Origin of the sequence: Shinella sp., from assembly GCF_035998705.1 — a bacterium.
Taxonomy (GTDB): Bacteria; Pseudomonadota; Alphaproteobacteria; order Rhizobiales; family Rhizobiaceae; genus Shinella.
Map to the genome: position 1 here is coordinate 176,927 of NZ_DASYHH010000019.1, position 23,269 is coordinate 200,195.

Here is a 23,269-nt window from a genome sequence, read left to right on the forward strand (position 1 = left end):
TACCCGACCGTCAGGCCGTCGCCTCAAGCACGATATTGGCGGCACTTTCCTTCAGCTCGACGCCGAAGGCGCGCTGGTACAGTTCGGCGACCAGCGTGCGTTCCAGTTCGTCGCACTTGTTGAGGAAGGTGACGCGGAAGGCGAAGGCGAGATCACCGAAGATCTCGGCGTTTTCGCCCCAGGTGATGACGGTGCGCGGGCTCATCACGGTCGACAGGTCGCCGTTGATGAAGGCAGCGCGCGTGAGATCGGCGACGCGTACCATGCGCGAGATCGTGTCGCGACCGTCCTTGCCGGCAGCAAGGCGCTTCACCTTGGCGGCGACGATGCTGACCTCGTGGTCGTGCGGCAGGTAGTTGAGCGTGGTGACGATCGACCAGCGGTCCATCTGCGCCTGGTTGATCTGCTGCGTGCCGTGGTAGAGGCCCGTCGTATCGCCGAGGCCGACCGTGTTGGCGGTGGCAAACAGACGGAAGGCGGGGTGCGGGCGGATGACGCGGCTCTGGTCGAGCAGCGTCAGGCGGCCGGAGGATTCCAGCACGCGCTGGATGACGAACATCACGTCCGGGCGGCCGGCATCGTATTCGTCGAAGACGAGCGCGACATTGTGCTGGTAGGCCCAGGGCAGGATGCCGTCCTTGAATTCGGTGACCTGCAAACCGTCCTTGACGACGATCGCGTCCTTGCCGACGAGGTCGATACGGCTGACATGGCTGTCGAGGTTGACGCGCACGCAGGGCCAGTTGAGGCGGGCCGCGACCTGCTCGATATGGGTCGACTTGCCCGTGCCGTGATAGCCGGAAACCATGACGCGTCGGTTATGCGCAAAGCCCGCGAGAATGGCGAGCGTGGTTTCCCGGTCGAACAGGTAGTCCGGGTCGAGGTCCGGCACATAGGCGTCCGCCTTGGAATAGGCCGGAACCCGAAGGTCCGTATCAATGCCGAAAGCCTCCCGTACGGAAACCGTGGTATCCGGGAGGTTGGAAATATCGAGATCCATCTTGCTCATCACGTCTCCGTGGGCCGCCGCCACCCGCGCGTCCGCCCAATGTCTTGTTGTGCGCCGTCTTATTGTGCGCTGACTGCTCTAGCAGAAGCCGGCCTGCTTTAACAATTGATATGCTTGGATGACCGCGCGAAAACGCTCCTCCGAGCCCCTATCTCCGCCATTTGCATCGGGGTGATGCTTTTTGACAAGGGCTTTGTAGGCGGTCTTGACGTCCTGGGCCGTCGCATTGGCGGCAAGGCCGAGCGTATCGAAGGCTTTTGCCTCCAGTGTCTTCAGTTTTCGGGTGCGCGGTTCCAGGCGGGGGCCGCGGCTTCCCCTGCCCTCGCCGAACAGGCCGAAAGGATCGCGGATGCGCTGATTTGCCCCAGCGGAGCCGGAGCGGGCGCTGCCCTGCGCCGGGCCGTTCTTGGACGCCTTGTTGACGCCGATCGTCCAGGTCGGGCGGTGGCCGGTGATCGCTTCCTTCTGGTAGCGCGCGATCTCGCCGTCGGAGAGGCCGGAGAAGTAGTTGTAGCCCTTGTTGTATTCCTTGACGTGCTCGAAGCAGAACATGAAATACTGGCCTTCGGCATTGCGGCCCACCGGCGCGCGATGCACGGCATTCTCCTCGCAGCCGTCCCACTGACAGGTCGGCGCGGAGCGTTCGGGACGCTCCACGCGCCGCTTCGTGCGAATGCGGTCGAAATATTTGGAATCGAGTTTCATGGCGCTAATTATGGGGGGCGTGACGGCTCGCCACAAGAATTGACAAAGCGGTTTGTTGCTGGCTTTGTGGGACCCTTTTTCTCTCTCGCGGCGCACGGATTTTTTCGCCGTTCAAGGTCTTCGAATGTCCATGAAATCCAGCATAACAGAGAAGCTCGGCGCCGCTTTTGCGCCGGAGCGTCTCGAGGTCATCAACGAAAGCCACCTGCATGCCGGCCACAAGCCGGAATTCGATGGCGAAGGCGAGACGCATATGCGCGTGCGCATCGTCTCGTCCGCCTTTGCCGGCATGAGCCGCGTGGCGCGCCACCGGGCGATCAACGATCTGGTGAAGGCGGAGTTCGATGCCGGGTTGCATGCGCTCGCCGTCGAGGTGGCGGCACCCGGCGAACCCACCCGTTGGTAATCAGAGCAATTCCAGCAAAAGTGCGAAGCGGTTTTGCGTCCGGAATTGCGTCAAACAAAAGTCAGGCGCGCAGTTGCTCCGGGGCGACCGGGCGGATGCGCAGCTTGGTGATGCGGTTCTTCACCCGCTTCATGACAATGAAGCGCTTGCCGTAGAAGGTGAAGGCCTGGCGCTCTTCCGGAATCGATTTCGATTCGTGGATGACGAGGCCGGCAATGGTCGTCGCTTCCTCGTCGGGAAGGGACCAGTCAAAAGCGCGGTTGAGATCGCGGATCGCAACGCTGCCGTCGACGACGAGCGAACCGTCCGCCTCCTGGCGCACGCCCTGCATGTCGACATCCTTCTCGTCGGAAATATCGCCGACGATCTCCTTCAGAATGTCCTGTAGCGTGACGAGGCCCTGCACCTCGCCATATTCGTCCACAACGGTGGCAAAGTGCTCCTTGCGGCGCAGGAAGGCGGCGAGCTGTTCCTTGAGCGTCGTGGTATCCGGCACGAACCAGGGTTTTTGCGCGACCTCGGTGATGTCGAGGTTCTTCGGCTCGACGCCCGGCTCCGCCAATGCGCGCAAAAGATCCTTGGCGTGCACGACGCCGACGATATTGTCGACCGAGCCCGCCCAGAGCGGCATGCGCGTATAGGGGCTCTCGAGCACGGCCTTCACGATCTCCTCCGGTCGATCACCGGCATTCAGCGCCCGCATGGTCGTACGGTGGATCATGATGTCGGAGACTTCCAGCGCGTCGAGATCGAGGGTGCTGGCGGATTTTTCGCGTTCGGATTTTGCCTGCGGGTCGCGGGAGGCCTGGCCGTTGCGGCGCTCGCCTTCCGCTTCGCGCGTCTCCTGGCGCGGGCGCCGGAGCCCGGCGATCGCCGTGCGCCAGCGGAAAAGAGCCACGGCGAGAACGACCAGGCCGACGATGAGGACGATCAACGGCCAGTGGGTGGGAGCGAGCGCGGCGGGCGTGTCGCTGGTCATTTCGGCAGCTTTTCCTTGAGGAAGGCGACGACTTCGGATTGCGGCACGTCATCGGCGACGAAGGACTGGCCGATGCCGCGCGTCAGGATGAAGGTGAGCTTGCCGCCCTTGACCTTCTTGTCCTGGGCGATCGCGTCCATCAGCCGTTCGGCCGGCGGCAGGCCGCCCGGGATCTGGTCCATCGTTGTCGGCAGACCGACTTCGCGAAGATGCGCCTCGACGCGCCTGCCGTCGTCGGGGCTGGCGAGGTTCATGCGGGCGGAGAACTGGTGGGCGAGCACCATGCCGATCGAAACGCCCTCGCCGTGGACGAGGCGGGCGCTGTCATAGTCCGTCGCGGCTTCCAGCGCATGGCCGAAGGTGTGGCCGAGATTGAGCAGCGCGCGTGCGCCGTTCTCCCGCTCGTCGGCGGCGACGACGTCGGCCTTGGCCTGGCAGCTGGTGGCGATCGCCTCGATGCGGGCCTCGCCGCCGGCAAAGACGTCCTGCCAGTTCTTCTCCAGCCAGGCGAAGAAGTCCGGCTTGTCGATCAGGCCGTACTTGGCAACTTCGGCATAACCGGCTCGGAATTCGCGCTGCGAGAGCGTGTCGAGCACGTCCGTATCGGCGAGCACGAGGTCCGGCTGGTGGAAGACGCCGATGAGGTTTTTTCCGTGCGGCGAATTGATACCCGTCTTGCCGCCGACGGAGGAATCGACCTGCGCCAGCAGCGAGGTCGGCACCTGGATGAAGCGCGAGCCGCGGCGCGCGATGCCGGCGGCAAAACCGGTCAAGTCGCCGATGACGCCGCCGCCGAGCGCCACGACCGCGTCGTTGCGCTCGATACGGGCGGCGAGCACGCTGTCGCAGACGCTGATCAGGTGCTCGAAGCTCTTCGTCTTTTCGCCGGCCGGCAGCACCAGCGAGACGGCATCGATGCCTTCTGCGTTGAGCGCGGCCATGAAGCCGTCGAGATAGAGGGGGGCGACATGCGCATCGGTGATGACGGCGATCTTGCGGCCCTTGAGGCGGCTGGCGATCTCGCGGCCGGCGGCGGCGATCAGGCCGGGGCCGATCAGGATGTCGTAGGCGCGGTCGCCCAGTTCGACGCGGACGGTGCGGCGGGCGGTGGCAGTGGCAGTCATCGTCATCTCGTCAGGTTCTGGGGCGGGCGGCGGTGATCGCGGCGAGCACCTCCTCCACCATGGTTTCCTTCTTCACGTCGCGCGAGAGCACCGTGAGATCGGCTTCCGCATAGACGGGATAGCGGGCGTTCATGAGGTTTTCGAGCGTCTGGCGTGGATTCTCCGTCTTGAGCAGCGGGCGGGTGTCGCGCATGTTGACGCGTTCCCACAGCACGTCGAGGTCGGCCTTCAGCCAGACGGTGAGCCCGCCGCGCCGGATGTGCTTTCGCGTGTTCTCGTTGATATAGGCGCCGCCGCCGGTCGACACGACCCGCGGGCCGGAGCGCAGCAGGCGCTTTATGACCCGGGTTTCCAGCGCGCGGAACTCCGCCTCGCCGTAAGCCGCGAAAAGATCGGTGATCGACATGCGCGAGACACGCTCGATTTCGTGGTCGGAATCGATGAAGGGAATGCCGAGCGCCTGGGCCGTCATCCGGCCGACCGCCGACTTGCCGGCGCCCATCAGGCCGATCAGCACGAGGTTGCGCTTGCCGAGTGCTGCGCGGGCCTGCTCGGCGAGCGTGGAAGGGGCCGGTTCGATCAGCTCGGTCATTTGTGTTTCCGGGGTTTCGTCCCTTTCCGTATCGACAAAAGCACCGGAAGCGTCAAGCCTGCGCCGGGGTTCATCCCACGTGTCGGCCTTGCGCTCGGCGTGGGGCGAGGCGATATAGGGGGCATCGTCCCGGAGAGCGCCATGCCGACCCTGTTCCGATTCCTGTTCTTCTGCGCCGTGATCGCCGGCTCGATCTACGGTACGATGGTGGCGCTGGTGACCTTCGTGGAACCGACGCCGCGCGAGGTGACGATCCGCATTCCTTCCGAACGGGTGAACCCGCAGCCATGAGGGACCCCTCCGCACTGCAGGTCGAGTCCTTCCTCGAGATGATGAGCGCCGAGCGGGGTGCTGCGACGAACACGCTGCAATCCTACGAGCGGGACCTGGAGGACGTGCGTTCTTTCCTCAACGGGCGCGGCGTGCGCCTGACGGACGCGACGCCGGACGATCTGCGCGCCTATCTCGGCCATCTCGCCAAGCAGGGTTTTGCCGCCTCCTCGCAGGCGCGGCGGCTGTCGGCGCTCCGGCAGTTCTTCAAGTTCCTCTATGGCGAGGGTCTGAGGGGCGACGATCCGACCGGCATTCTCGATGCGCCGAAGAAGGGCCGCTCGCTGCCGAAGACGCTGAGCGTCGACGACGTCGGCCGGCTCATCGGTCGGGCGGAGACTGAAGCCGCGGAGCCCGGCGGCAACCTTCTCCTGCGCCGCCGCATGCATCTGCTCGTGGAACTGCTCTATGCGACGGGGATGCGCGTCAGCGAGCTCGTTTCACTGCCGGCAAGCGCGCTGGCGCAGACCGGGCGTTTCCTGGTCGTGAAGGGCAAGGGCAACAAGGAGCGGCTGGTGCCGCTGTCGCGCGCCGCGGTTGCCGCCCTCGATGCCTATGGCGAGGCGCTGGCGGCCGAGGTCGGCGACGATCCGGCAGCGGGGCGCTTCCTGTTTCCCGCCCAAAGCAAGGAAGGCTATCTCCCGCGACAGGTTTTTGCGCGTGACCTGAAGGCGCTGGCGGGGCGGGCGGGCATTCGTGCCGCCACGCTCTCGCCGCATGTGCTGCGCCATGCTTTTGCCAGCCATCTGCTGCAGAACGGCGCGGACCTGCGTGCCGTGCAGGAACTGCTCGGCCACTCGGACATTTCCACGACACAAATCTATACCCATGTGCTGGAAGAACGGCTGCACCAGCTCGTTCAGACCCATCACCCTCTTGCCAAACAGGCAAAAAAACCGGATTAGGACCCCCAATGCTTGCAAATGGCCGCTTGGCCGGCTGCACCCTGGCGCGGTTTGAGCAAACGATCGGAAACGCATCTCATGCACAACTACCTCGATTTCGAAAAGCCCATCTCGGATCTCGAAGGCAAAATCCACGAGCTGAGAAAGCTCGCCGAGGAAGATGAGAGCATCGACACGACGGATGAGGTCGGTAGGCTTGAAATCCGCGCCCGCGAGGCGATGGCCGACATCTATTCCAAGCTGACTCCCTGGCAGAAGACGCAGGTCGCGCGCCATCCGCAGCGCCCGCATTTCCTCGATTTCGCCGGCCAGCTTTTCGACGAGTTCACGCCGCTTGCCGGCGACCGCAAGTTCGCCGAGGACGAGGCGATCCAGGCCGGCCTCGGCCGGTTCCGCGGCGAGGCCGTCGCCATTATCGGCCAGGAAAAGGGCAACGACACCAAGTCGCGCCTGAAACACAATTTCGGCAGCGCGCGGCCGGAAGGCTACCGCAAGGCGATCCGCGTCATGGAAATGGCCGACCGCTTCGGCATTCCGATCGTCACGCTGATCGACACCGCCGGCGCCTATCCGGGCATCGGCGCGGAAGAGCGCGGCCAGGCGGAAGCCATCGCCCGCTCCACGGAGATGTGCCTCAATGTCCGCGTGCCGATCGTCTCGGTCGTGCTCGGCGAAGGCGGCTCGGGCGGCGCCATCGCCATCGCCACCGGCGACCGGGTCTACATGCTGGAACATGCGATCTACAGCGTGATCTCGCCGGAGGGTGCTGCCTCGATCCTGTGGCGCGATTCGACGCGCGCCAAGGAGGCGGCCAGCAATATGAAGATCACGGCGGAAGACCTGAAGGCCTTCGGCATCATCGACGGCATCATCCAGGAGCCGGTCGGCGGCGCGCATCGCGACCCCGAAGCGGTGATCGGGCGCACCGGCGACGTGATCGCGGCGGCGCTCAAGGATCTCGGCGCCAAGCCGGGCGACCAACTGCGGAAGGACCGCCGCCAGCGTTATCTCAATATCGGCCGCCAGCTTTAACCGGATTCTTGGCCGTTGGCGGCCCTTGGGGCTGCTTTCGCCCCATCTCGGCCATAATCCTTGTGTCTGAGATGGTCGCGGCTTCCCGGCAGCCTCGCGAAAGAATTTCCGGTTAAGAATTTATGAAGTATAAGCCGGTTACGACTGCGCGTCCGCCCTTGTCGGCGCGACGGCATGCGATCTGACGATTGTTGACGGACCTTTCGAATGCGCCTGACTGTTCTTGCCGCTGTATCGCTTCTCGCTGTGGTCGCTGCCGGCTGCACGAACGAGACGCTCGACACGTTCGACAAGGTCGACGTCGACATCACCAAGGTTTCCAGCAAGACCAACTACCAGCTTTCCTCCGCGGTGCTCGGCAAGCTGTCCTCGATGGGCATCGACCGCTCCTCGCCGATGATGCTGCGCATCTTCAAGGAAGAGGGCCGGCTGGAGCTGTGGAAGGCCGACCGGGCGAACCGCTACAAGCTGGTGCGCAACTACAAGATCTGCGCGTGGTCCGGCAAACTCGGGCCGAAGATGAAGGAAGGCGACCGGCAGGCGCCGGAAGGGTTCTATCCGCTCTCCAAGGCGAACATGAACCCGAATTCGAGCTACTACCTCGCCATCAATACCGGCTACCCGAATGCCTTTGACCGCGCCAATAAGGCGAGCGGCACGCATCTGATGATCCACGGCGCCTGCTCGTCGTCCGGCTGCTATTCGATGACCGACGAGCAGATGGTGGAAATCTTCGCCTTCGCCCGCGATGCGTTCGGCGGCGGGCAGTCGACCATCCAGCTCCAGGCCTTCCCATTCCGCATGACCGCGGAAAACATGGCGCGCCACCGCGACAATCCGCATATCGAATTCTGGAAGATGCTGAAGGTCGGCTATGATCATTTCGAGCTGACCAAGCGTCCGCCCGAGGTCAATGTCTGCGAGAAGAAGTACGTCTTCAACCAGCAGGCCGACAAGCCTTTCTCGCCGGCTGGCGCCTGCCCGGCGATGACGACGCCTGCCAGCCTCGAAGTGGCGCTCGGCAGCTACAACAAGACCTATGCGGCGGCTTACGCCACGGCGATGCGGAAATATGACGGCACGGTCTGGGTCGAACCTTCGGAAGCCCAGCGCAAGGCGATCGTCGCCGACCAGCGCAAGGGCCGCGAACTCGCCTATGCGCCGACCGGCAATTCGCTCGATGCCGGCAAGCTGATGACCGCCCGCGAGCTCGCCGAGCAGAAGCGCAAGGCCGAAGAGGCCGAAAAGCGCAAGGTCGAGGCCGCCGAACGCGCGGTTCGCGAGGCCGAGCAGGCCAAGCTCGACGCCGAGCAGGCGAAGATCAAGGAGGCCGAGGCGCTCGCCGCCGACGTCGCCGCCGCGAAGGCCGCAAAGCAGGCCGGAGGCAAGGACGCCCTGCCGGTGCCGGTGGAAAATCCGGGCGTCGCTGTCGTCGAGAAGAAGCAGGAAAAGCCCTTCTGGAAATTCTGGACCGACAAGGCCGCCCCGCGCAAGGTCGAGCCGGTCGCCGGCGTGACGCAGGAGACCCAGCAGCAGGCGAAGGCCGAAGCCGGGACACAGATGCTCCAGAAGGAACAGAAGCCGGCGACGGAGACCGCCGGCCAGCGCGTCGAGAAGCCCGCGGAAGGCACGGTCGTCCTGCCGACACCGGAGCAAAATCCGGAGGTTCAGGTCGTCGAGAAGAAGGCCGAAAAACCCTTCTGGAAATTCTGGCAGAAATGACCGCCACGGCGGCCGGCGACGAAGACGAAGTCTATGACCTGCGCGGCCTGAAATGCCCTTTGCCGGTGATGAAGGCACGCAAGCGCCTGTCGGCGATGGCGGCCGGCGCCGCACTCTGGGTCGAAACCACCGACCCCCTCGCCGTCATCGACATCCCCCACTTCTGTAACGAGGACGGCCACACGCTCGAAGCAAGCGAGCGCGTCGAAGCGGGGCATCGCTTCCTGATCCGCAAAAAGGTTTAGTGGCTGGCAGCTATTGTCGCGTCTTGCGGCTCCCCCCTCTGCCCTGCCAGGCATCTCCCCCTCAAGGGGGAGATTGGATGGAGCGCCGTCTCGCTTCAAACGCTGCTGCTCGAATGCAGAGGCATAGCCTTGCTGATCTCCCCCCTTGAGGGGGAGATGCCCGGCAGGGCAGAGGGGGGTAAACTGCGCGCAGGCCTTAAAGCCGCAATCCCGGTATCGCCAGTGGATTGTCCGAGAGCGCCGTGCGGTCCGGGCGGTCGATGCTTGGGGTGCCGGTGAAGGCGTCGAAGAGGTCGCGCACGAAGGCTTCCGGCAGGTCCTTGGTGATCAGGACCAGACGGGTGCGCCGATCGGACGGGTCGGGCCAGGCGGGAAGCCGCTCCGGCGGATGGAAGACGCTCTGCACGCCCTGCAGAACCAGCGGGCGCTCTGGACTGGTGGACATCAGCACGATGCCCTTCATGCGCAGCAGCTTTTCGCCATGCGCGGAGCGCAGGAGGTCGACGAACATTTCCAGCGCCATCGGGTCGACCGGGCGATCATGCACGATGCTGAAGGAGCGGATCGTGGCATCATGACGCGTCACGTCATGGGCGTGCTGGTGGCCGTGCCCGTGGTGATGCCCGTGGTCGTGATGATGGTGGTCGTGCCCATGATCGTGGTCATGGTGGTGATGATCGTGCGCCTCCTCATGCAGCCAGCGCCGGACATCCGGGATCTTGCTGCCGGGATCGTAGAGGCCATTGGCGAGCAGAGCCGGGCCGACGAGGCCGGGCGTATCGACGTCGGAAATCGTCGCGCGCGGATTGAGCGCGGCGATCTCCTGTTTCACGGCATCCACGACCGCCGCGTCGGCCATCGAGATCTTGCTGACCAGGATTCGGTCGGCGACGGCGATCTGCTTGACGGCCTCCGGATGGTTGGCAAGCGTCGAGAGGCCATTGACGGCATCGACGACGGTGATCACGCCGTCGAGGCTGAAGGACTGGCTGAGCACGGGATTGCCCATGACCGATTGCAGCACCGGTGCCGGATCGGCCAGCCCGGTGGTCTCGATCACCACGCGCTTCAGCGGCTGGATCTTGCCCGTCTGCATGCGGTCCATCAGGTCGGCCAGCGTATCGACCAGCTCGCCGCGGATCGTGCAGCACAGGCACCCGTCGGACAGTTCGATGACGCCGTCGCTCGACTGCTCGACCAGCAGGTGATCGATGCCCACCTCGCCGAACTCGTTGATGATGACGGCGGTGTCGGTGAGCGCCGGGTCCTTCAGGAGGCGATTGAGCAGGGTCGTCTTGCCCGCACCCAGAAATCCGGTCAGCACGGAAACCGGCACGCGCCGCTCAGCGAGGGTCATGGTCTTGTCCAATCAGAAAGTTGGCCAATCAGAAGGTGGTGGGCCGCGGGATCGGGATCGGCACGTTAGTGAGGCCGCCGGTATCGCCGACGGCGACCTGATCGTTGCCGGCGGGCTTGGCCGTATCGCCGCCCATCAGGCCGGCATAAACGAGCTTCAGCGGTCGGTTCAGCTCGTGGATATAGGGCGAAACGAGCTTTTGCCGGCCCGCCTCGTCGCGGCCTTCGCTGCGCACCTTGGCGGCGTGTTTCGAGCAGATATCCTCGGAAACATCGGCGACGATGTCGCGCGTCTCGCCATAGGGACGCAGCTGGCCGAGCGTCGGCACGCTGCCCGGGCGCATCGTCAGTCCCTTTTCCAGCATGCCGGCCGAAATATCGGCGCGTGCGCCGAGACTGTCTGAGCCGAGCACGACGGAAACGACGCTGCGGCCGTTGCGGGTGGCGGAGGACACCTGGTTGAAGCCGGAGGCGCAGATGAAGCCGGTCTTCATGCCATCGGCGCCATCGAAGCGGCCGATCAGCATGTTGAAGTTCGGGTATTGCTTCTTGCCGGTGGTAAAGCCTTCCAGCGCGAAATAGGAGGCATATTGCGGGAATTCGCGCTTCAGCGTCACGGCGAGCACCGCAAGGTCGCGCGCCGTCGTGTACTGGCCCTTGCCGGGCAGGCCGTGCGGATTGATGAAATGCGAGGAGCTCATGCCGATGCGCGCCGCTTCCGCATTCATGCGGGCAACGAAACCCTGTTCAGAGCCGCCGACCGATTCGCCGATCGCCACGGCAACGTCGTTGGCCGACTTGACGAGGATGATCTTCAGCGCGCTGTCGAGCGTCATCTTCTGGCCGGGCTTGTAATACATCTTGCTCGGCGGTTCTGCGGCGGCGTTCTTGGTCATGGTGACCGCGCTTTCCAGCGTCACCTCGCCGGCCTTGATGGCGCGAAAGACCGTGTAGGCCGTCATCAGCTTGGTGAGGGAGGCGGGATACCAGCGCTGGAAGGCGTCCTCGTGCTCGATGACTTTCAGCGTGTTGACGTCCACCAGCATGCGCGGGTTGGCCGCGGCGGTGGTTGCCAGAAGGGTGGCTGCGAGCAGCAGGCTGGAGCCCAAAAGCCGTGCGCTCCGGCGCGTCGTTCGTCCGTTCATCTGCAAGGGTCTGTCCTCGAAATCGGGAGTTGTCTCGAACCGTCGCCCTATTTAACCTATATGGCACCGTGATGGCAAAGCCATCGAGTAGAGATGGCCAATTTTTCGGCCGAACAGGACAGGATGATCGCATGCCCATTCTTAACCGCGCCGCAGAAATGCAGGACGAAATCGCTGAATGGCGCCGCCACATCCACCGGGAGCCGGAAATTCTCTTCGCCGTGGAGAAGACCGCCGCCTTCGTCGCCGAGAAGCTGCGTGCGTTCGGCGTTGACGAAATCGTGACCGGCATCGGCCGCACCGGCGTCGTCGGCCTCATCCGCGGCAAGGGCGAGGGGCGCACGATCGGGCTTCGCGCCGACATGGATGCGCTGCCGATCGAGGAGGCGACCGGCAAGCCCTGGGCGTCCACCGTCAGGGGCAAGATGCATGCCTGCGGCCATGACGGCCACACGGCCATGCTGCTCGGCGCGGCAAAGTATCTCGCGGAGACGCGCAATTTCTCCGGCAATGTCGCGGTCATCTTCCAGCCGGCCGAAGAGGGCGGCGGCGGCGGCAACGAGATGGTCAAGGACGGCATGATGGAGCGTTTCGGCATTGCCGAGGTCTACGGCATGCACAATCTGCCGGGCATGCCGGTCGGCTCCTTCGGCACGCGGCCTGGCGCGATCATGGCGGCGACCGACGAATTCACCATCACGGTCAAGGGCCGCGGCGGCCATGCCGCGCTGCCGCACAAGACGGTCGACCCGATCGTCATCGGTTCGCAGGTGGTGGGCGCACTCCAGACGATCGTCTCGCGCGTCGCCGACCCGATCGCCTCGCTCGTCGTCTCCGTCACCAAGTTCAATGCCGGCTTCGCCCACAATGTCATTCCCGAGCAGGCGCAGCTTGCCGGCACGGTGCGCACGCTGGACCCCGGGATGCGCGAAGAGGCGGAAGCCCGCATCCGGCAGATCTGCGGCGGCCTTGCCGCAGCGCACGGCGCGGAAATCACCGTCGGCTATCACCGCAACTATCCCGTCACCGTCAACCATCCGGACGAGACCGGCCATGCCGTGGCGGTGGCGCGTGACATTGCCGGCGAGGCCGCCGTCGACCCGGCGCTCGACCCGATGATGGGCGGCGAGGACTTTTCCTACATGCTGCTTTCGCGCCCCGGCGCCTTCGTCTTCCTCGGCAACGGAGACAGTGCCGGCCTGCACCATCCGGCCTACGACTTCAACGACGACGCCATCCCGCACGGAGTGACCTATTGGGTCAAGCTCGTCGAAAGCCGGCTTTCCGCCTGAAAACCCCTTGGCTAAAAGGCCCGGTTTTTGTATGGGTGCAGTCAGTGGTCCCGTAGCTCAGCAGGATAGAGCACCAGATTCCTAATCTGGGGGTCCCGCGTTCGAATCGCGGCGGGATCACCACTTCTTCCAAAGATGATCCAAAACGCCGTCAAAGGATGAAATCGGTCGCCTTGAGGTTGATTTTTCCGTTGAGGAGGAGGGAGAAATCGGCATCTCCGTCGCCGTCGATGTCGCTGAAAACCGTCGTCTTGCCGTCAGCTATTTCGTAGCGCAGCTCGCCGGCCTTGCCGGTGAAGTCGCCCTGGCCGAGGAATTTGAAGAACGGAGTTGTCCCGCTGCCGTTGTCGATGCCGATCTTGCTGAGGTCGATCTTGTCGCCGCCCTTCTGGCTGAAATCGGTGATCGTGTCGCGGGTCCTGGCATCGGCGCCGGAATCGCCCCTGGCGGTGAACAGGAACACGTCCGCGCCCTTTCCGCCTGTCAGGACATCTCGGCCCGCGCCGCCGGCAAGGATATCGGTGCCGAGGCCGCCGAACAGCTGGTCTGCCCCCGCGCCGCCCTCCAGGCGATCGTTCCCGGCGCCGCCGTAGAGCGTGTCGTTGCCTGCTTCGCCGCGCAGCGTATCGGCGCCGTCACCGCCGCCCATCGTATCGTGGCCCCTGCCGCCGGAAAGAGTGTCGGAACCCTTGCCGCCATAGGCCTGGTCGTCGCCATCGCCGCCGTTCAGGCTGTCATTGCCTTCCCCGCCATAGAGCTTGTCCGCGCCGGCATCGCCGAGCAGCGTGTCGTTGCCTTTGCCGCCAAAGAGTGCGTCATTGCCGTCTCCGCCCTGGAGGTCGTCGTTCCCATCGCCGCCGCCGATCGTGTCGTCGTCTTGCCCGCCGAAAACGGTGTCGTTGCCACCGCGGGCGAAAATGGTGTCGTCGCCTTTTCCGCCGTCGATGATGTCGCGACCGTTGGTGCCGAAAAGCTGGTCGGCGCCATCCGTGCCCATTGTCGTCGGAGGATCAAGCGGGCGCGTTACGGTCTCTAGCGTAAACTTGCGCTGAAATATGCCGATATCGTCTTCAGCGCTGTTGCCAGACCAGGTGATGACCCAGCTGCCATCGTCAAGAACAGCGATGGAAGGATATCCCAAGGCAAAGTCGGCACCGCTCACCAGGGTTTCCCGGCCCACGGGCCTTCCCAATCGATCGAACACTTGCTGGAAGATTGCGCCGGAGATGTCAGCCCAGGCAACCACCCAGCCGCCGCCCGGAAGGGATGCCGCGGTCTGCAGGGCCTGTGCATCGATTGTCGTGGTGTTGACCCGGCTTTCAACGCCCCGCATCGAACCGTCGGCATTGAAGGCCTGCTGGTAGATGCCCAGACTGTCCCCGTCCTGATTTTCAGACGTCCAGGTCACCACCCAGCCGCCGTCCGCCAGGGTGGTGACGATCGGGTCGAGTATGCCGTAGTCGTCGTAATTCGCGCTGGTCAGCGTTTCCGAGTCTCTCGGCGTGCCGTCCGCATCGAAGGTGCGAAGGTGCAATTCGAACGAATCGTTGAAAAAGTCGTAGACGGTCCACACGGTCACCCAGCCGCCATCGGCAAGCGTTGCCACGCTCGGCTGGACACTGATAAAGTCGCCGGTGCTGCTGGAAAGCTGCGTCAGCCCGGTGGAGACGCCATTCGGATCGAAGCGCTGCTGGTAGATGCTCGTGTCGCCGCCCGATGTCTCCGATGTCCAGGTGACGACCCATCCGCCATCCGGCAGGGCGGTGGTGCTTTGCTCGTATTCGTCGTCGCCCACAAGGCCCGGACTGATATCCGCTAGCAGCCCGACTGTATTGCCATTGGCGTCAAACCGCTGCTGGAGGACCTGTTCCGTCGTGCCGTCAAAGCTCGAAAAGCTCACGACCCAACCGCCGTCGGCCAGCGCGGTCACGGATGGGGAGATTTCCAAATCGGCCGATATGGCATCTATGCGCGTTTCAACGCCTCTGCGGGTTCCATTTGCATTGAAGGCCTGCTGCAGGACTTCACTATGAGTGCCCGCCAGATCATAGGCTATCCAGGTCACCACCCAGCCGCCATCGCTCAGGCCGGTAACGGATGACTCGATCTCCACGTCGTCCACTTGTGTATTGACAAGCGAAATACCCCCCATGATCAGTGCCATGAAACCGCCCCAGCCCCTCGTGCAGTTCTCGGCCCCTGTTTCGCGTGAAAGCGCTGCGCAGGAAGCCTCTGACGGCAATTGCCGACCCCTATTCAGAAGAAGAGTAATACACAAATCGGCGATCGACTGCGCTCATTTTTTTGAGACGCCACCAAGCCTTCATTCCGCATTGCACTCGACCAGGTTCGTCGGCGTGACGACGCAGTTTGCGGGGCGGTTGGTCGTGCAGGCGGCGATCAAGGTGAGGGCGAGGAAGACAAGGACGGGGCGCATCGGGCCTCTATTGTGCTGCCTTGTCCGCACCCTCAGACGTCTTCCTTCTCGCGCTCCGGGGTCACCACGCGGGGCTTGGGGCGGATGGAGGGGACGAGCGAGGGTTTGGCGACGACCTTTGGCGTCGGCGCCTTGATGCCGAGCATGTTGCGGATGCGGTCGGAGACCAGCGGGCGGAAGCGGCTGGCGCGGAAGGGCATGTCATCGGCGCCGTAGCCTTCCGGGCCGTCGTCCTTGCCGCGGTAGAGCTCCATCAGCTTGATGCCGTAGAAATCGCCGTCGACATAGTGACGGTACTGGCCGGCCCAGCGGACCGTGTAGATCTGGCCCTTGCGGATGCCCTGGTCGATCGAGACGTTCTTGAAACGGTCGTTGATGCAGACGACTTTCTGTCCGACCTGGAACGTGGGCATGCGGTGTTCCTTCTCAGAGCAATTCCAGCAAAAGTGTGAAGCGGTTTTGCGTGCGGAATTGCGTAAAGACCAAGATGTCGCGCCGGCTCAGCCGGTCTTCTTGCAGGTGACGCCCGGCGCGTTCTCGCCCCTGGTCAGGTCGTAGAGTGTCGCCTCGTCGCCCTTGGTCCACCATTCATAGCGGCCGCCGGCATATTTGGCGCCGGACGCGGCCATGACATTGGCGGCGATGACCGTCTCCTCGTCGACCCGGAGAACCGCGAGCGAATTGGCGCCGACATTGATATATTCGACGACGACGCGCTGTTCGGCATCACATTGGTAGTTCAGCGTCTCGCGCGCGACACTCTGCTCCGGCCCCGGCAGGCGGATGACGATGTCGGTGTTGTTCTTCAGCGCGCTCAGCCGGATCGGCGGGGCGCCTTCCTTGCCCGTCAGGTGCAGGATGCCGTTTTCGAGCTTCCACGAGGTGACGGTGCCGAGCGCATCGAAGAATTTCTGTTCCTGGTCCATGATGGCGGGCGCGCACATCTTGCGCGTTGCGGCGGCGGGGGCGAAGGCGATGTTGCCGTTCTGCACCTTCAGCTTGCCGCGATAGGTGTTGCAGCCGCCATTACCGCCATAGTTGCCGTCCGGCTTGATCTCCAGCGTCGTCTGCAAGTCATCGATTACGCCGTTGCCACCGATATCCTCGGCAAGCCAGCTGCCGCCGAGACCACCCGGGACCGGCTCGTCGGCATAGGCCGGAGCTGCCGCCAGAAAGGCGAGGCAGGCGAGGGTCCATACTCTCAGGCGTCGGTGCACAGATTTCTCCAATCGCGTCAGGGCGGAAGACCGCTTTGCCGGGACGTTATGGCCGACCGGGCGAAAAGGTCAAGCCACGGGTTCCACAAGACGAACCAAGCCTTCGCTTTACAGCATTTCGATGACTTGTTGCAGGCGTCTTTCGCCTGTAGAGCCATTTGTAGAAAACAAGAAAAACGCGGAATTCACCATGGCTCCCGACCAGCGGCAGAAACGCCGCATCACTATTCTCGGCTCCACAGGTTCCATCGGCACCAGCACGCTCGACGTCGTGCGCCAGCTCGGCGGGCGCGAACGCTACGAGGTCGTGGCGCTGACCGGCAATGGTAATGTGGAGCTGCTCGCCGCGCAGGCGAAGGATTGCGGCGCGCGGCTGGTCGTGACCGCGGACGAGAGCCGCTATGCGGGCCTGAAGGATGCGCTTTCTGGCAGCGGCATCGAGGCCGCCGCCGGACGTGCGGCGCTGATGGAGGCCGCTTCGGGCGATGCGGACTGGGTGATGGCGGCAATCGTCGGCACCGCCGGCCTGGCGCCGACGCTGGCGGCGGCGAAGCGGGGCGCGGATATCGCGCTTGCCAACAAGGAATGCCTCGTCTCGGCCGGCGACCTGTTCGTCCAGGCTGTCAATGAGGGCGGTGGGCGGCTCATCCCCGTCGATAGCGAGCACAGTGCGATCTTCCAGGCCTTGGAGGACGACCAGCGTCATGCCGTCGAGCGTATCGTGCTGACGGCGTCGGGCGGGCCGTTCCGCACCTGGAGCCGCGAACAGATGGCCGGCGTGACGGCCGATATCGCCCGCGCCCATCCCAACTGGTCGATGGGGCTGAAAATCTCGATCGGCAGTGCCTCGATGTTCAATAAGGCGCTGGAGATGATCGAGGCGAAGCACCTCTTCGATGTGCGGCCGGACCAGATCGAGGTGGTGGTGCACCCCCAGTCGATCATCCATTCGATGGTCGGTTATGTCGACGGCTCGGTGCTGGCGCAGCTCGGTTCGCCCGACATGCGCACGGCGATCGGCTATGCGCTGACCTATCCGCAGCGCTCGGCGCTCAATGTCGATCGGCTGGATTTCGCAAAACTCTCGCGGCTTGATTTCGAGGCGCCGGACGAGGTGCGTTTCCCGGCGCTCAGGCTTGCCCGTACGGCGCTGGAGCGCGGCGGTTTGCAGGGGGGTGTGATGAATGCCGCCGAGGAAGTGGCGTTTCACGCTTTCGTCGCCGGGCGCATCGGGTTTCTTGCGATGGCCGATATTGCCGAGCAGGTGATGGACAAGCTCAGCCACCTGCCGGCAGCATCATCGATGGAAGACGTCTTCGCCGCGGACGAAGAAGCCCGGCGAGTGGCCGCCGGGCTCATTGGATAGATATCGCTGGCGTTTAAGCGACGGCGCGGGCCAGCGCACAGCGCGACCAGAGCGAATGCAGGGCGCCGACGAGATGGTCGATATCGGCATCCGTGTGCAGCGGCGTCGGCGTGATGCGCAGGCGCTCGGTCTTCTTCGGCACGGTCGGGTAGTTGATCGGCTGGACGTAGATGCCGAAATTGTCGAGCAGCAGGTCCGAGATCCATTTGCACTTGGCGGCATCCCCCACCATGACCGGCACAATGTGGCTGGGGTTCGGCATGTGCGGGATGCCGGCGCGGTCGAGCGCCGAACGCAGGCGACGCACGCGCTCCTGATGGGCGAAGCGTTCGACCTGGCTGACCTTGAGGTGACGGATGGCGGCACATGCACCGGCGGCGATCGCCGGCGGAAGCGAGGTCGTGAAGATGAAGCCGGAGGCAAACGAGCGCACGAAATCGCAAAGTGCGGTCGAGCCGGCGATATAGCCGCCCATGACGCCGAAGGCCTTGCCGAGGGTCCCCTCGATCAGGGTCAGGCGGTGCATCAGGCCTTCGCGTTCGGCAATGCCGCCGCCGCGCGGGCCGTACATGCCGACGGCGTGGACTTCGTCGAGATAGGTCATCGCGCCGTATTTGTCGGCAAGGTCGCAGATTTCCTTGATAGGCGCGATATCGCCATCCATCGAATAGACCGATTCGAAGGCGATCATTTTGGGCGCATGCGGGTCGGCGCCAGCAAGCTTGGCTTCGAGGTCCTTCAGGTCGTTGTGCTTCCAGATCACGCGCTCGCATTTCGAGTGGCGGATGCCCTCGATCATCGAAGCGTGGTTGCCGGCATCGGAAAAACAGATGATGCCGGGGATCTTCGAACAGAGCGTGCCGAGCGCTGCCCAGTTGGACACATAGCCCGAGGTGAAGAGCAGGGCGGATTCCTTGCCGTGCAGGTCGGCGAGTTCGCGCTCGAGCAGGACATGATGGTGATTGGTGCCGGAGATGTTGCGGGTGCCGCCGGCGCCGGCGCCACACTGGTCGATGGCGAGTTTCATCGCCTCGGTGACTTTCGGGTGCTGGCCCATGCCGAGATAGTCGTTCGAACACCAGACCGTGACGTCCTGCGGGCCGCCTGCCGTGTGGCGCGTCGCCTTCGGGAAGTTGCCCTTCTGGCGCTCCAGGTCAGCGAAAACGCGGTAGCGGCCTTCCTGATGCAGGCCGCCAAGCTCGTTCTTGAAGTAGGTCTCGAAGTCCATCCATGTCTCCAGTCCGGCAATCGCCCGGACACTGATTACCGGACACCGTCATCGTTGGCTGTCGTTCAATCGGCTATATCAGGCGCCCTTCGGCTGCAACGATCAGCGCTGCGGCAAATTGCGCCACCTTTGAACCATTCCAATCTATCTTAAGCGCCCAAAGGCCATTTCCCGTTGATGCATGTCAAGTCTGCATGAAAAAAGGACGGTCTCAACCGTCCTTTTAATCGAACAGTTTCAATTTTTTCGAGGGGTCAGGCGGCGGCGACCGCGCGCTTGGCCATGACTTTCACCAGGTTAGCCCGGTATTCCGCGCTTGCGTGGATGTCCGAAAGCAGGTCGGACGCATCCACCGCGACGCCGGCCGCGGCATCCGTCGACCAGTTGGCGGCAAGCGCACCCTCCAGCCCGGCATGGCGGAACACGCCGTTGGAGCCGGCGCCGGTCACCGCCACCCGCACGCCGCCATCCGCCCGTTTCGCCACGAAGACGCCGGCCATCGCATAACGCGAGGCCGGGTTGGGGAACTTGGAATAGGCGGCTCTTGCCGGGGCATCGAAGGTGACCGCGACGACGATCTCGCCGTCTTCAAGGGCCGTCTCGAAGAGGCCGGTGAAGAAATCGTCGGCTGGGATCTCGCGGGCATTGGTGACGATCGTCGCGCCCAGCGCTAGCATGGCGGAGGGGTAGTCGGCGGCGGGGTCGTTGTTGGCGATCGAGCCGCCGATCGTGCCCATATGCCGCACATGCGGATCGCCGATATGGGAGGCGAGGTGGCAGATCGCCGGGCAAACGGCCTTCAGCTCCGCCGAGGTCGCGACCTCGGCATGCGTCGTGCCGGCGCCGATCCGGACCCGGCTGCCATTGACGGAGATGCCCTTCATTTCGGCGATATGGCGGAGATCGACGAGATCGGACGGGGCCGCCAGCCGCTGCTTCATGGTGGGGATCAGCGTCATGCCGCCGGAGACGTATTTCGCCTCGCCGGAGGACGATTGCAGCCTGGCGGCGTCGGCAAGCGAGGACGCGCGATGGTAATTCGTTGCGTACATGGTCTTCCTCCTCGCTCAGTTCGTCACGGTCCGGGCAGCCGCCCAGACCTTCTGGGGCGTTGCGGGCATGGTGAGATCGTTGTTGCCGATGGCGTCGGTGATGGCGTTCATCAGCGCCGGCGGCGAGCCGATGGCACCCGCCTCGCCGCAGCCCTTGATGCCGAGCGGATTGTTCGGGCAGGGCGTGTTCTGGTGCGAGACGCTGAAGGAGGGCAGGTCGTCGGCGCGCGGCATGGTGTAGTCCATGTAGCTTGCCGTCAGTAGCTGGCCCGTGTCGGGATCGTAATGCACGCCTTCGAGCAGCGCCTGGCCGATGCCCTGCGCGATACCGCCATGCACCTGGCCCTCGACGATCATCGGGTTGATGATATTGCCGAAATCGTCGGCGGCGACGAACTGCACGATCGTCGTCTTGCCGGTCTCCGGATCCACCTCGACCTCCGCGATATAGCAGCCGGCGGGGAAGGTGAAGTTGGCCGGATCGTAGAAAGCGCCTTCCTTGAGGCCCGGCTCCATGCCGGAGGGCAGGTTGTGCGCCGTATAGGCCGCAAGCGCCATCTGGAACCACGGCACGGTCTTGTCGGTGCCGGCGACCTTCAGCGCGCCGTTCTCGATGACGATGTCGCTCTCGTCGGCCTCCATCAGGTGCGCCGCGATCTTCTTAGCCTTGGCCTCCACCTTGTCGAGCGCCTTGACGACGGCGGACATGCCGACGGCACCGGAGCGCGAGCCGTAGGTCCCCATGCCCATCTGCACCTTGTCGGTGTCGCCGTGCACGATGGAGACGCTGTCGATCGGCACGCCGAAGCGCTCGGCGACAAGCTGGGCGAAGGTCGTCTCATGGCCCTGGCCGTGGCTGTGCGAGCCGGTCAGCACTTCGATCGTGCCGACGGCGTTGACGCGCACTTCCGCCGATTCCCAGAGGCCCACACCGGCGCCGAGCGAGCCGACAGCGGCGGACGGCGCGATGCCGCAGGCCTCGATGTAGCAGCTCATGCCGATGCCGCGCTTCATGCCGCGGCCGGCGGCTTCCGCCTTGCGGGCCGGAAACCCGTTCCAGTCGGCCGCCTGCATGGCGGCCTCCAGCGAGGCTTCGTAGTCGCCGGCGTCGTAATTCATGATGACCGGCGTCTGGTAGGGGAAGGTGCGGATGAAGTTGGCGCGGCGCAGTTCCGCCGGCGAGACTCCGAGTTCGCGCGCCGCCGTCTCGATGGTGCGTTCGAGCAGGTAGGTCGCTTCCGGACGGCCGGCGCCGCGATAGGCATCGACGGCGACCGTGTTGGTGTAGACCGCGCGCACATTGGCATGGATCGCCGGGATGGCGTATTGGCCGGAAAGCAGGGTCGCATAGAGATAGGTCGGCACGGCCGAGGAGAAGAGCGACATGTAGGCGCCGAAATTGGCGATCGTGTCGACCTTCAGCGCCGTGATGCGGTTGTTGGCATCGAAGGCCATCTTGACCGTCGAGACGTGGTCGCGGCCGTGGGCGTCCGTCAGGAAGGCCTCGGTGCGGTCGCATGTCCACTTCACGGGCACGCCGGAGCGCTTGGAGGCCCAGAGACAGACGATCTCTTCCGGATAGATGTAGATCTTCGAGCCGAAGCCGCCGCCGACGTCGGGCGCGATGACGCGCAGCTTGTTTTCCGGCGCGACATTGTAGAAGGCGCTCATGACGAGGCGGGCGACATGCGGGTTCTGGCTCGTGGTGTAGCAGGTATAGTGGTCTTCGGCGGAATCGTAGATGCCGAGCGCTGCGCGCGGTTCCATCGGGTTCGGCGCAAGCCGGTTGTTGATGATCTTCATTTCGGTGACGTGGGCGGCCGAGGCGATCGCCGCGTCGGCCGCATCACCGTCGCCGATCTGCCAGTCGTAGATCAGGTTGCCGGGTGCTTCGGGGTGAAGTTGCGGCTGGCCGGCTTCGAGCGCCTTCACCGCATCGGTGACGGCGGGCAGCACCTCGTAATCGACGATGACGGCTTCGGCCGCGTCGCGCGCCTCGCCCATCGTGTCGGCCACCACCACGGCGACGGCGTCACCGACATAGCGCACCGTCTCGTGCGCGATCGGCCGCCAGGCGCCCATCTTCATCGGCGAACCGTCCTTGGAATGGATCATCCAGCCGCAGATCAGGTTGCCGATGCCGTCGTCCAGCATCTGCTTGCCGTTCAAGACCGCGATGACGCCCGGCATTTCCTCGGCCGCAGACGTCCCGAGGCTCCTGATCTTCGCATGCGCGTGCGGCGAGCGCACGAATGCGGCATAGCGCATGCCCGGAACGGACATGTCGTCCGTATAGCGGCCCTGGCCCATCAGGAACCGCTTGTCTTCCTTTCGCGCGACCCGCGCGCCGATACCTTCGACACCCATCTTCATCTCCTCCAGAGAAGTGAGGCAGCAGGCCTTAGCCAATAGGCGTTAGGGATTTCACCGTCGCGCAATTGGCCGCCCTATTGGCTACTGCCTATTGCCTAACGCCTATTCCGCCGCCTGCCGGCCTGCCGCGCCCATCTCTTCGGCGGCGGCGAGGATGGCTTTCACGATGTTATGGTAGCCGGTGCATCGACAGATATTGCCTTCGAGGTTCTCGCGCACCGTCTTCTCGTCGAGCGCGGCCCCGTAGCGGTCGATCATGTCGACCGCGGTCATCACCATGCCGGGCGTACAGAAGCCGCATTGCAGGCCGTGATTGGCCTTGAAGGCGGCCTGGACGGGGTGAAGCTCGCCGTTGGCGGCAAGGCCCTCGATGGTGAGGATGGTGGACCCCGCAGCCTGCGCCGCGAGGATGGAACAGCTTTTCACGGCCTTGCCGTCCATGTGCACGACGCAGGCCCCGCACTGGGAGGTATCGCAGCCGACATGGGTTCCGGTGAGGCTTAGATTGTCGCGTATGAAGTGCACAAGCAGCGTGCGGTCCTCACACTCCTTGCTTACCTTCCGGCCATTGACGGTCATTGCCACTTTCGCCATTCGTTCCTCCCTGGCAGTTCAGTGTCCGCTGGGGCCGATCGATCCGACGTTACATGCAGCGGGCGTCTCGCGACGCGGGCCTGGGATCAGACAACACCAGCAATCTTCATTCGCGCGCATTGAATTCCGGCAGCCTGAGGCAGTGCTCGCTGCCTCAACA

20 protein-coding genes, 1 tRNA gene and 2 pseudogenes are annotated in these 23,269 nt (G+C 64.2%); 9 read left to right on the plus strand and 14 right to left on the minus strand.

Features of this window, described 5'->3' with window-relative positions; all coding sequences use genetic code 11:
• Positions 1-10 precede the first annotated feature (10 nt).
• Together cobS and VGN93_RS15300 are read right to left on the minus strand one after the other, a co-directional pair.
• Complete coding sequence (gene cobS / locus VGN93_RS15295; RefSeq protein WP_327508117.1) at positions 11-1,009, minus strand: cobaltochelatase subunit CobS; 999 nt, start codon at positions 1,007-1,009, stop codon at positions 11-13.
• A gap of 78 nt (positions 1,010-1,087) precedes the next feature.
• Positions 1,088-1,723 carry a J domain-containing protein gene (locus VGN93_RS15300; RefSeq protein WP_319324208.1) on the minus strand — a complete coding sequence of 212 codons (636 nt, stop codon included), beginning with the start codon at positions 1,721-1,723 and terminating at the stop codon, positions 1,088-1,090.
• A 115-nt stretch (positions 1,724-1,838) separates the two neighbouring features.
• On the opposite strand from VGN93_RS15300, the gene VGN93_RS15305 reads away from it, so the two are divergent.
• Positions 1,839-2,120, plus strand: a complete 282-nt coding sequence (locus tag VGN93_RS15305; RefSeq protein ID WP_319324171.1) for a BolA family protein — start codon at positions 1,839-1,841, stop codon at positions 2,118-2,120.
• Positions 2,121-2,181: 61 nt separating this feature from the next.
• Here the strand turns inward: VGN93_RS15305 and VGN93_RS15310 are convergent.
• The 3 genes and pseudogenes from VGN93_RS15310 to VGN93_RS15320 form a co-directional block, all read right to left on the minus strand.
• Positions 2,182-2,877, minus strand: a pseudogene (locus tag VGN93_RS15310) (transporter associated domain-containing protein); the annotation flags it as partial.
• 218 nt (positions 2,878-3,095) lie between these two features.
• The gene (aroB, locus tag VGN93_RS15315; RefSeq protein ID WP_327508118.1) at positions 3,096-4,223 is read right to left on the minus strand and encodes a 3-dehydroquinate synthase; all 1,128 of its coding nucleotides are present in this window, start codon (positions 4,221-4,223) and stop codon (positions 3,096-3,098) included.
• 10 nt (positions 4,224-4,233) lie between these two features.
• Positions 4,234-4,815, minus strand: coding sequence for a shikimate kinase (locus VGN93_RS15320; protein WP_319324169.1), 582 nt, complete (start codon positions 4,813-4,815; stop codon positions 4,234-4,236).
• A gap of 141 nt (positions 4,816-4,956) precedes the next feature.
• Here VGN93_RS15320 and VGN93_RS15325 point away from each other — a divergent pair, with 141 nt between their 5' ends.
• The 5 genes and pseudogenes from VGN93_RS15325 (at position 4,957) to VGN93_RS15345 (ending at position 9,049) form a co-directional block, all read left to right on the plus strand.
• Positions 4,957-5,106 carry a hypothetical protein gene (locus VGN93_RS15325; protein ID WP_319324168.1) on the plus strand — a complete coding sequence of 50 codons (150 nt, stop codon included), beginning with the start codon at positions 4,957-4,959 and terminating at the stop codon, positions 5,104-5,106.
• On the plus strand, positions 5,103-6,050 hold the full coding sequence (locus VGN93_RS15330; protein ID WP_327508119.1) for a site-specific tyrosine recombinase XerD: 948 nt from the start codon (positions 5,103-5,105) through the stop codon (positions 6,048-6,050). The genes VGN93_RS15325 and VGN93_RS15330 overlap by 4 nt, the downstream gene beginning before the upstream one ends.
• 78 nt (positions 6,051-6,128) lie before the next feature.
• Positions 6,129-7,082, plus strand: coding sequence for an acetyl-CoA carboxylase carboxyltransferase subunit alpha (locus VGN93_RS15335; RefSeq protein WP_319324166.1), 954 nt, complete (start codon positions 6,129-6,131; stop codon positions 7,080-7,082).
• Between the two features lie 207 nt (positions 7,083-7,289).
• Positions 7,290-8,558 (plus strand): annotated as a pseudogene (locus VGN93_RS15340) (L,D-transpeptidase family protein); the annotation flags it as partial.
• A 242-nt stretch (positions 8,559-8,800) separates the two neighbouring features.
• Complete coding sequence (locus tag VGN93_RS15345; protein ID WP_327508121.1) at positions 8,801-9,049, plus strand: sulfurtransferase TusA family protein; 249 nt, start codon at positions 8,801-8,803, stop codon at positions 9,047-9,049.
• A 196-nt stretch (positions 9,050-9,245) separates the two neighbouring features.
• On the opposite strand, the gene VGN93_RS15350 is transcribed toward VGN93_RS15345, so the two are convergent.
• Together VGN93_RS15350 and VGN93_RS15355 are read right to left on the minus strand one after the other, a co-directional pair.
• The gene (locus tag VGN93_RS15350) at positions 9,246-10,406 is read right to left on the minus strand and encodes a GTP-binding protein (RefSeq protein ID WP_327508122.1); all 1,161 of its coding nucleotides are present in this window, start codon (positions 10,404-10,406) and stop codon (positions 9,246-9,248) included.
• Positions 10,407-10,434: 28 nt separating this feature from the next.
• On the minus strand, positions 10,435-11,550 hold the full coding sequence (locus VGN93_RS15355) for a D-alanyl-D-alanine carboxypeptidase family protein (RefSeq protein WP_327508123.1): 1,116 nt from the start codon (positions 11,548-11,550) through the stop codon (positions 10,435-10,437).
• Positions 11,551-11,681: 131 nt separating this feature from the next.
• Between VGN93_RS15355 and VGN93_RS15360 the strand changes: the two genes are divergently transcribed.
• Complete coding sequence (locus tag VGN93_RS15360) at positions 11,682-12,842, plus strand: M20 aminoacylase family protein (RefSeq protein WP_327508124.1); 1,161 nt, start codon at positions 11,682-11,684, stop codon at positions 12,840-12,842.
• A gap of 46 nt (positions 12,843-12,888) precedes the next feature.
• Positions 12,889-12,965 (plus strand) — tRNA-Arg (locus VGN93_RS15365).
• Between the two features lie 28 nt (positions 12,966-12,993).
• On the opposite strand, the gene VGN93_RS15370 is transcribed toward VGN93_RS15365, so the two are convergent.
• From VGN93_RS15370 to VGN93_RS15380, 3 genes are all read right to left on the minus strand, one after another.
• Positions 12,994-15,006: a hypothetical protein gene (locus VGN93_RS15370; RefSeq protein WP_327508125.1), complete on the minus strand. Its 2,013-nt coding sequence runs from the start codon at positions 15,004-15,006 to the stop codon at positions 12,994-12,996.
• Between the two features lie 305 nt (positions 15,007-15,311).
• Positions 15,312-15,692 carry a CAP-Gly domain protein gene (locus VGN93_RS15375; protein WP_319324159.1) on the minus strand — a complete coding sequence of 127 codons (381 nt, stop codon included), beginning with the start codon at positions 15,690-15,692 and terminating at the stop codon, positions 15,312-15,314.
• Between the two features lie 87 nt (positions 15,693-15,779).
• Positions 15,780-16,496, minus strand: coding sequence for an META domain-containing protein (locus VGN93_RS15380; RefSeq protein WP_319324158.1), 717 nt, complete (start codon positions 16,494-16,496; stop codon positions 15,780-15,782).
• Positions 16,497-16,686: 190 nt separating this feature from the next.
• Between VGN93_RS15380 and dxr the strand changes: the two genes are divergently transcribed.
• Positions 16,687-17,862, plus strand: a complete 1,176-nt coding sequence (gene dxr, locus VGN93_RS15385) for a 1-deoxy-D-xylulose-5-phosphate reductoisomerase (protein ID WP_327508126.1) — start codon at positions 16,687-16,689, stop codon at positions 17,860-17,862.
• A 13-nt stretch (positions 17,863-17,875) separates the two neighbouring features.
• On the opposite strand, the gene hemA is transcribed toward dxr, so the two are convergent.
• The 4 genes from hemA to VGN93_RS15405 all read right to left on the minus strand — a co-directional run bounded on the left by hemA (position 17,876) and on the right by VGN93_RS15405 (position 23,109).
• Positions 17,876-19,090 (minus strand): 5-aminolevulinate synthase, encoded by a 1,215-nt coding sequence (gene hemA, locus VGN93_RS15390; protein WP_327508127.1) that lies wholly within the window; start codon positions 19,088-19,090, stop codon positions 17,876-17,878.
• 254 nt (positions 19,091-19,344) lie between these two features.
• A complete protein-coding gene (locus VGN93_RS15395; protein ID WP_327508128.1) occupies positions 19,345-20,142 on the minus strand; it encodes a xanthine dehydrogenase family protein subunit M in 798 nt (265 codons plus the stop codon).
• 15 nt (positions 20,143-20,157) lie between these two features.
• Positions 20,158-22,509: a xanthine dehydrogenase family protein molybdopterin-binding subunit gene (locus VGN93_RS15400; protein WP_327508129.1), complete on the minus strand. Its 2,352-nt coding sequence runs from the start codon at positions 22,507-22,509 to the stop codon at positions 20,158-20,160.
• A 108-nt stretch (positions 22,510-22,617) separates the two neighbouring features.
• A complete protein-coding gene (locus VGN93_RS15405; RefSeq protein WP_327508130.1) occupies positions 22,618-23,109 on the minus strand; it encodes a (2Fe-2S)-binding protein in 492 nt (163 codons plus the stop codon).
• Between the last annotated feature and the right edge of the window lie 160 nt (positions 23,110-23,269).

What these genes read in the sequence shown, in the direction of transcription:
- cobS (WP_327508117.1), bottom strand. Translation starts at nt 1,009, where the DNA reads ATGAGCAAGATGGATCTCGATATTTCCAACCTCCCGGATACCACGGTT.
- VGN93_RS15305 (WP_319324171.1), top strand. Translation starts at nt 1,839, where the DNA reads ATGTCCATGAAATCCAGCATAACAGAGAAGCTCGGCGCCGCTTTTGCG.
- aroB (WP_327508118.1), bottom strand. Translation starts at nt 4,223, where the DNA reads ATGACTGCCACTGCCACCGCCCGCCGCACCGTCCGCGTCGAACTGGGC.
- VGN93_RS15320 (WP_319324169.1), bottom strand. Translation starts at nt 4,815, where the DNA reads ATGACCGAGCTGATCGAACCGGCCCCTTCCACGCTCGCCGAGCAGGCC.
- VGN93_RS15325 (WP_319324168.1), top strand. Translation starts at nt 4,957, where the DNA reads ATGCCGACCCTGTTCCGATTCCTGTTCTTCTGCGCCGTGATCGCCGGC.
- VGN93_RS15330 (WP_327508119.1), top strand. Translation starts at nt 5,103, where the DNA reads ATGAGGGACCCCTCCGCACTGCAGGTCGAGTCCTTCCTCGAGATGATG.
- VGN93_RS15335 (WP_319324166.1), top strand. Translation starts at nt 6,129, where the DNA reads ATGCACAACTACCTCGATTTCGAAAAGCCCATCTCGGATCTCGAAGGC.
- VGN93_RS15345 (WP_327508121.1), top strand. Translation starts at nt 8,801, where the DNA reads ATGACCGCCACGGCGGCCGGCGACGAAGACGAAGTCTATGACCTGCGC.
- VGN93_RS15350 (WP_327508122.1), bottom strand. Translation starts at nt 10,406, where the DNA reads ATGACCCTCGCTGAGCGGCGCGTGCCGGTTTCCGTGCTGACCGGATTT.
- VGN93_RS15355 (WP_327508123.1), bottom strand. Translation starts at nt 11,550, where the DNA reads ATGAACGGACGAACGACGCGCCGGAGCGCACGGCTTTTGGGCTCCAGC.
- VGN93_RS15360 (WP_327508124.1), top strand. Translation starts at nt 11,682, where the DNA reads ATGCCCATTCTTAACCGCGCCGCAGAAATGCAGGACGAAATCGCTGAA.
- VGN93_RS15370 (WP_327508125.1), bottom strand. Translation starts at nt 15,006, where the DNA reads ATGGCACTGATCATGGGGGGTATTTCGCTTGTCAATACACAAGTGGAC.
- VGN93_RS15375 (WP_319324159.1), bottom strand. Translation starts at nt 15,692, where the DNA reads ATGCCCACGTTCCAGGTCGGACAGAAAGTCGTCTGCATCAACGACCGT.
- dxr (WP_327508126.1), top strand. Translation starts at nt 16,687, where the DNA reads ATGGCTCCCGACCAGCGGCAGAAACGCCGCATCACTATTCTCGGCTCC.
- hemA (WP_327508127.1), bottom strand. Translation starts at nt 19,090, where the DNA reads ATGGACTTCGAGACCTACTTCAAGAACGAGCTTGGCGGCCTGCATCAG.
- VGN93_RS15395 (WP_327508128.1), bottom strand. Translation starts at nt 20,142, where the DNA reads ATGTACGCAACGAATTACCATCGCGCGTCCTCGCTTGCCGACGCCGCC.
- VGN93_RS15400 (WP_327508129.1), bottom strand. Translation starts at nt 22,509, where the DNA reads ATGGGTGTCGAAGGTATCGGCGCGCGGGTCGCGCGAAAGGAAGACAAG.
- VGN93_RS15405 (WP_327508130.1), bottom strand. Translation starts at nt 23,109, where the DNA reads ATGGCGAAAGTGGCAATGACCGTCAATGGCCGGAAGGTAAGCAAGGAG.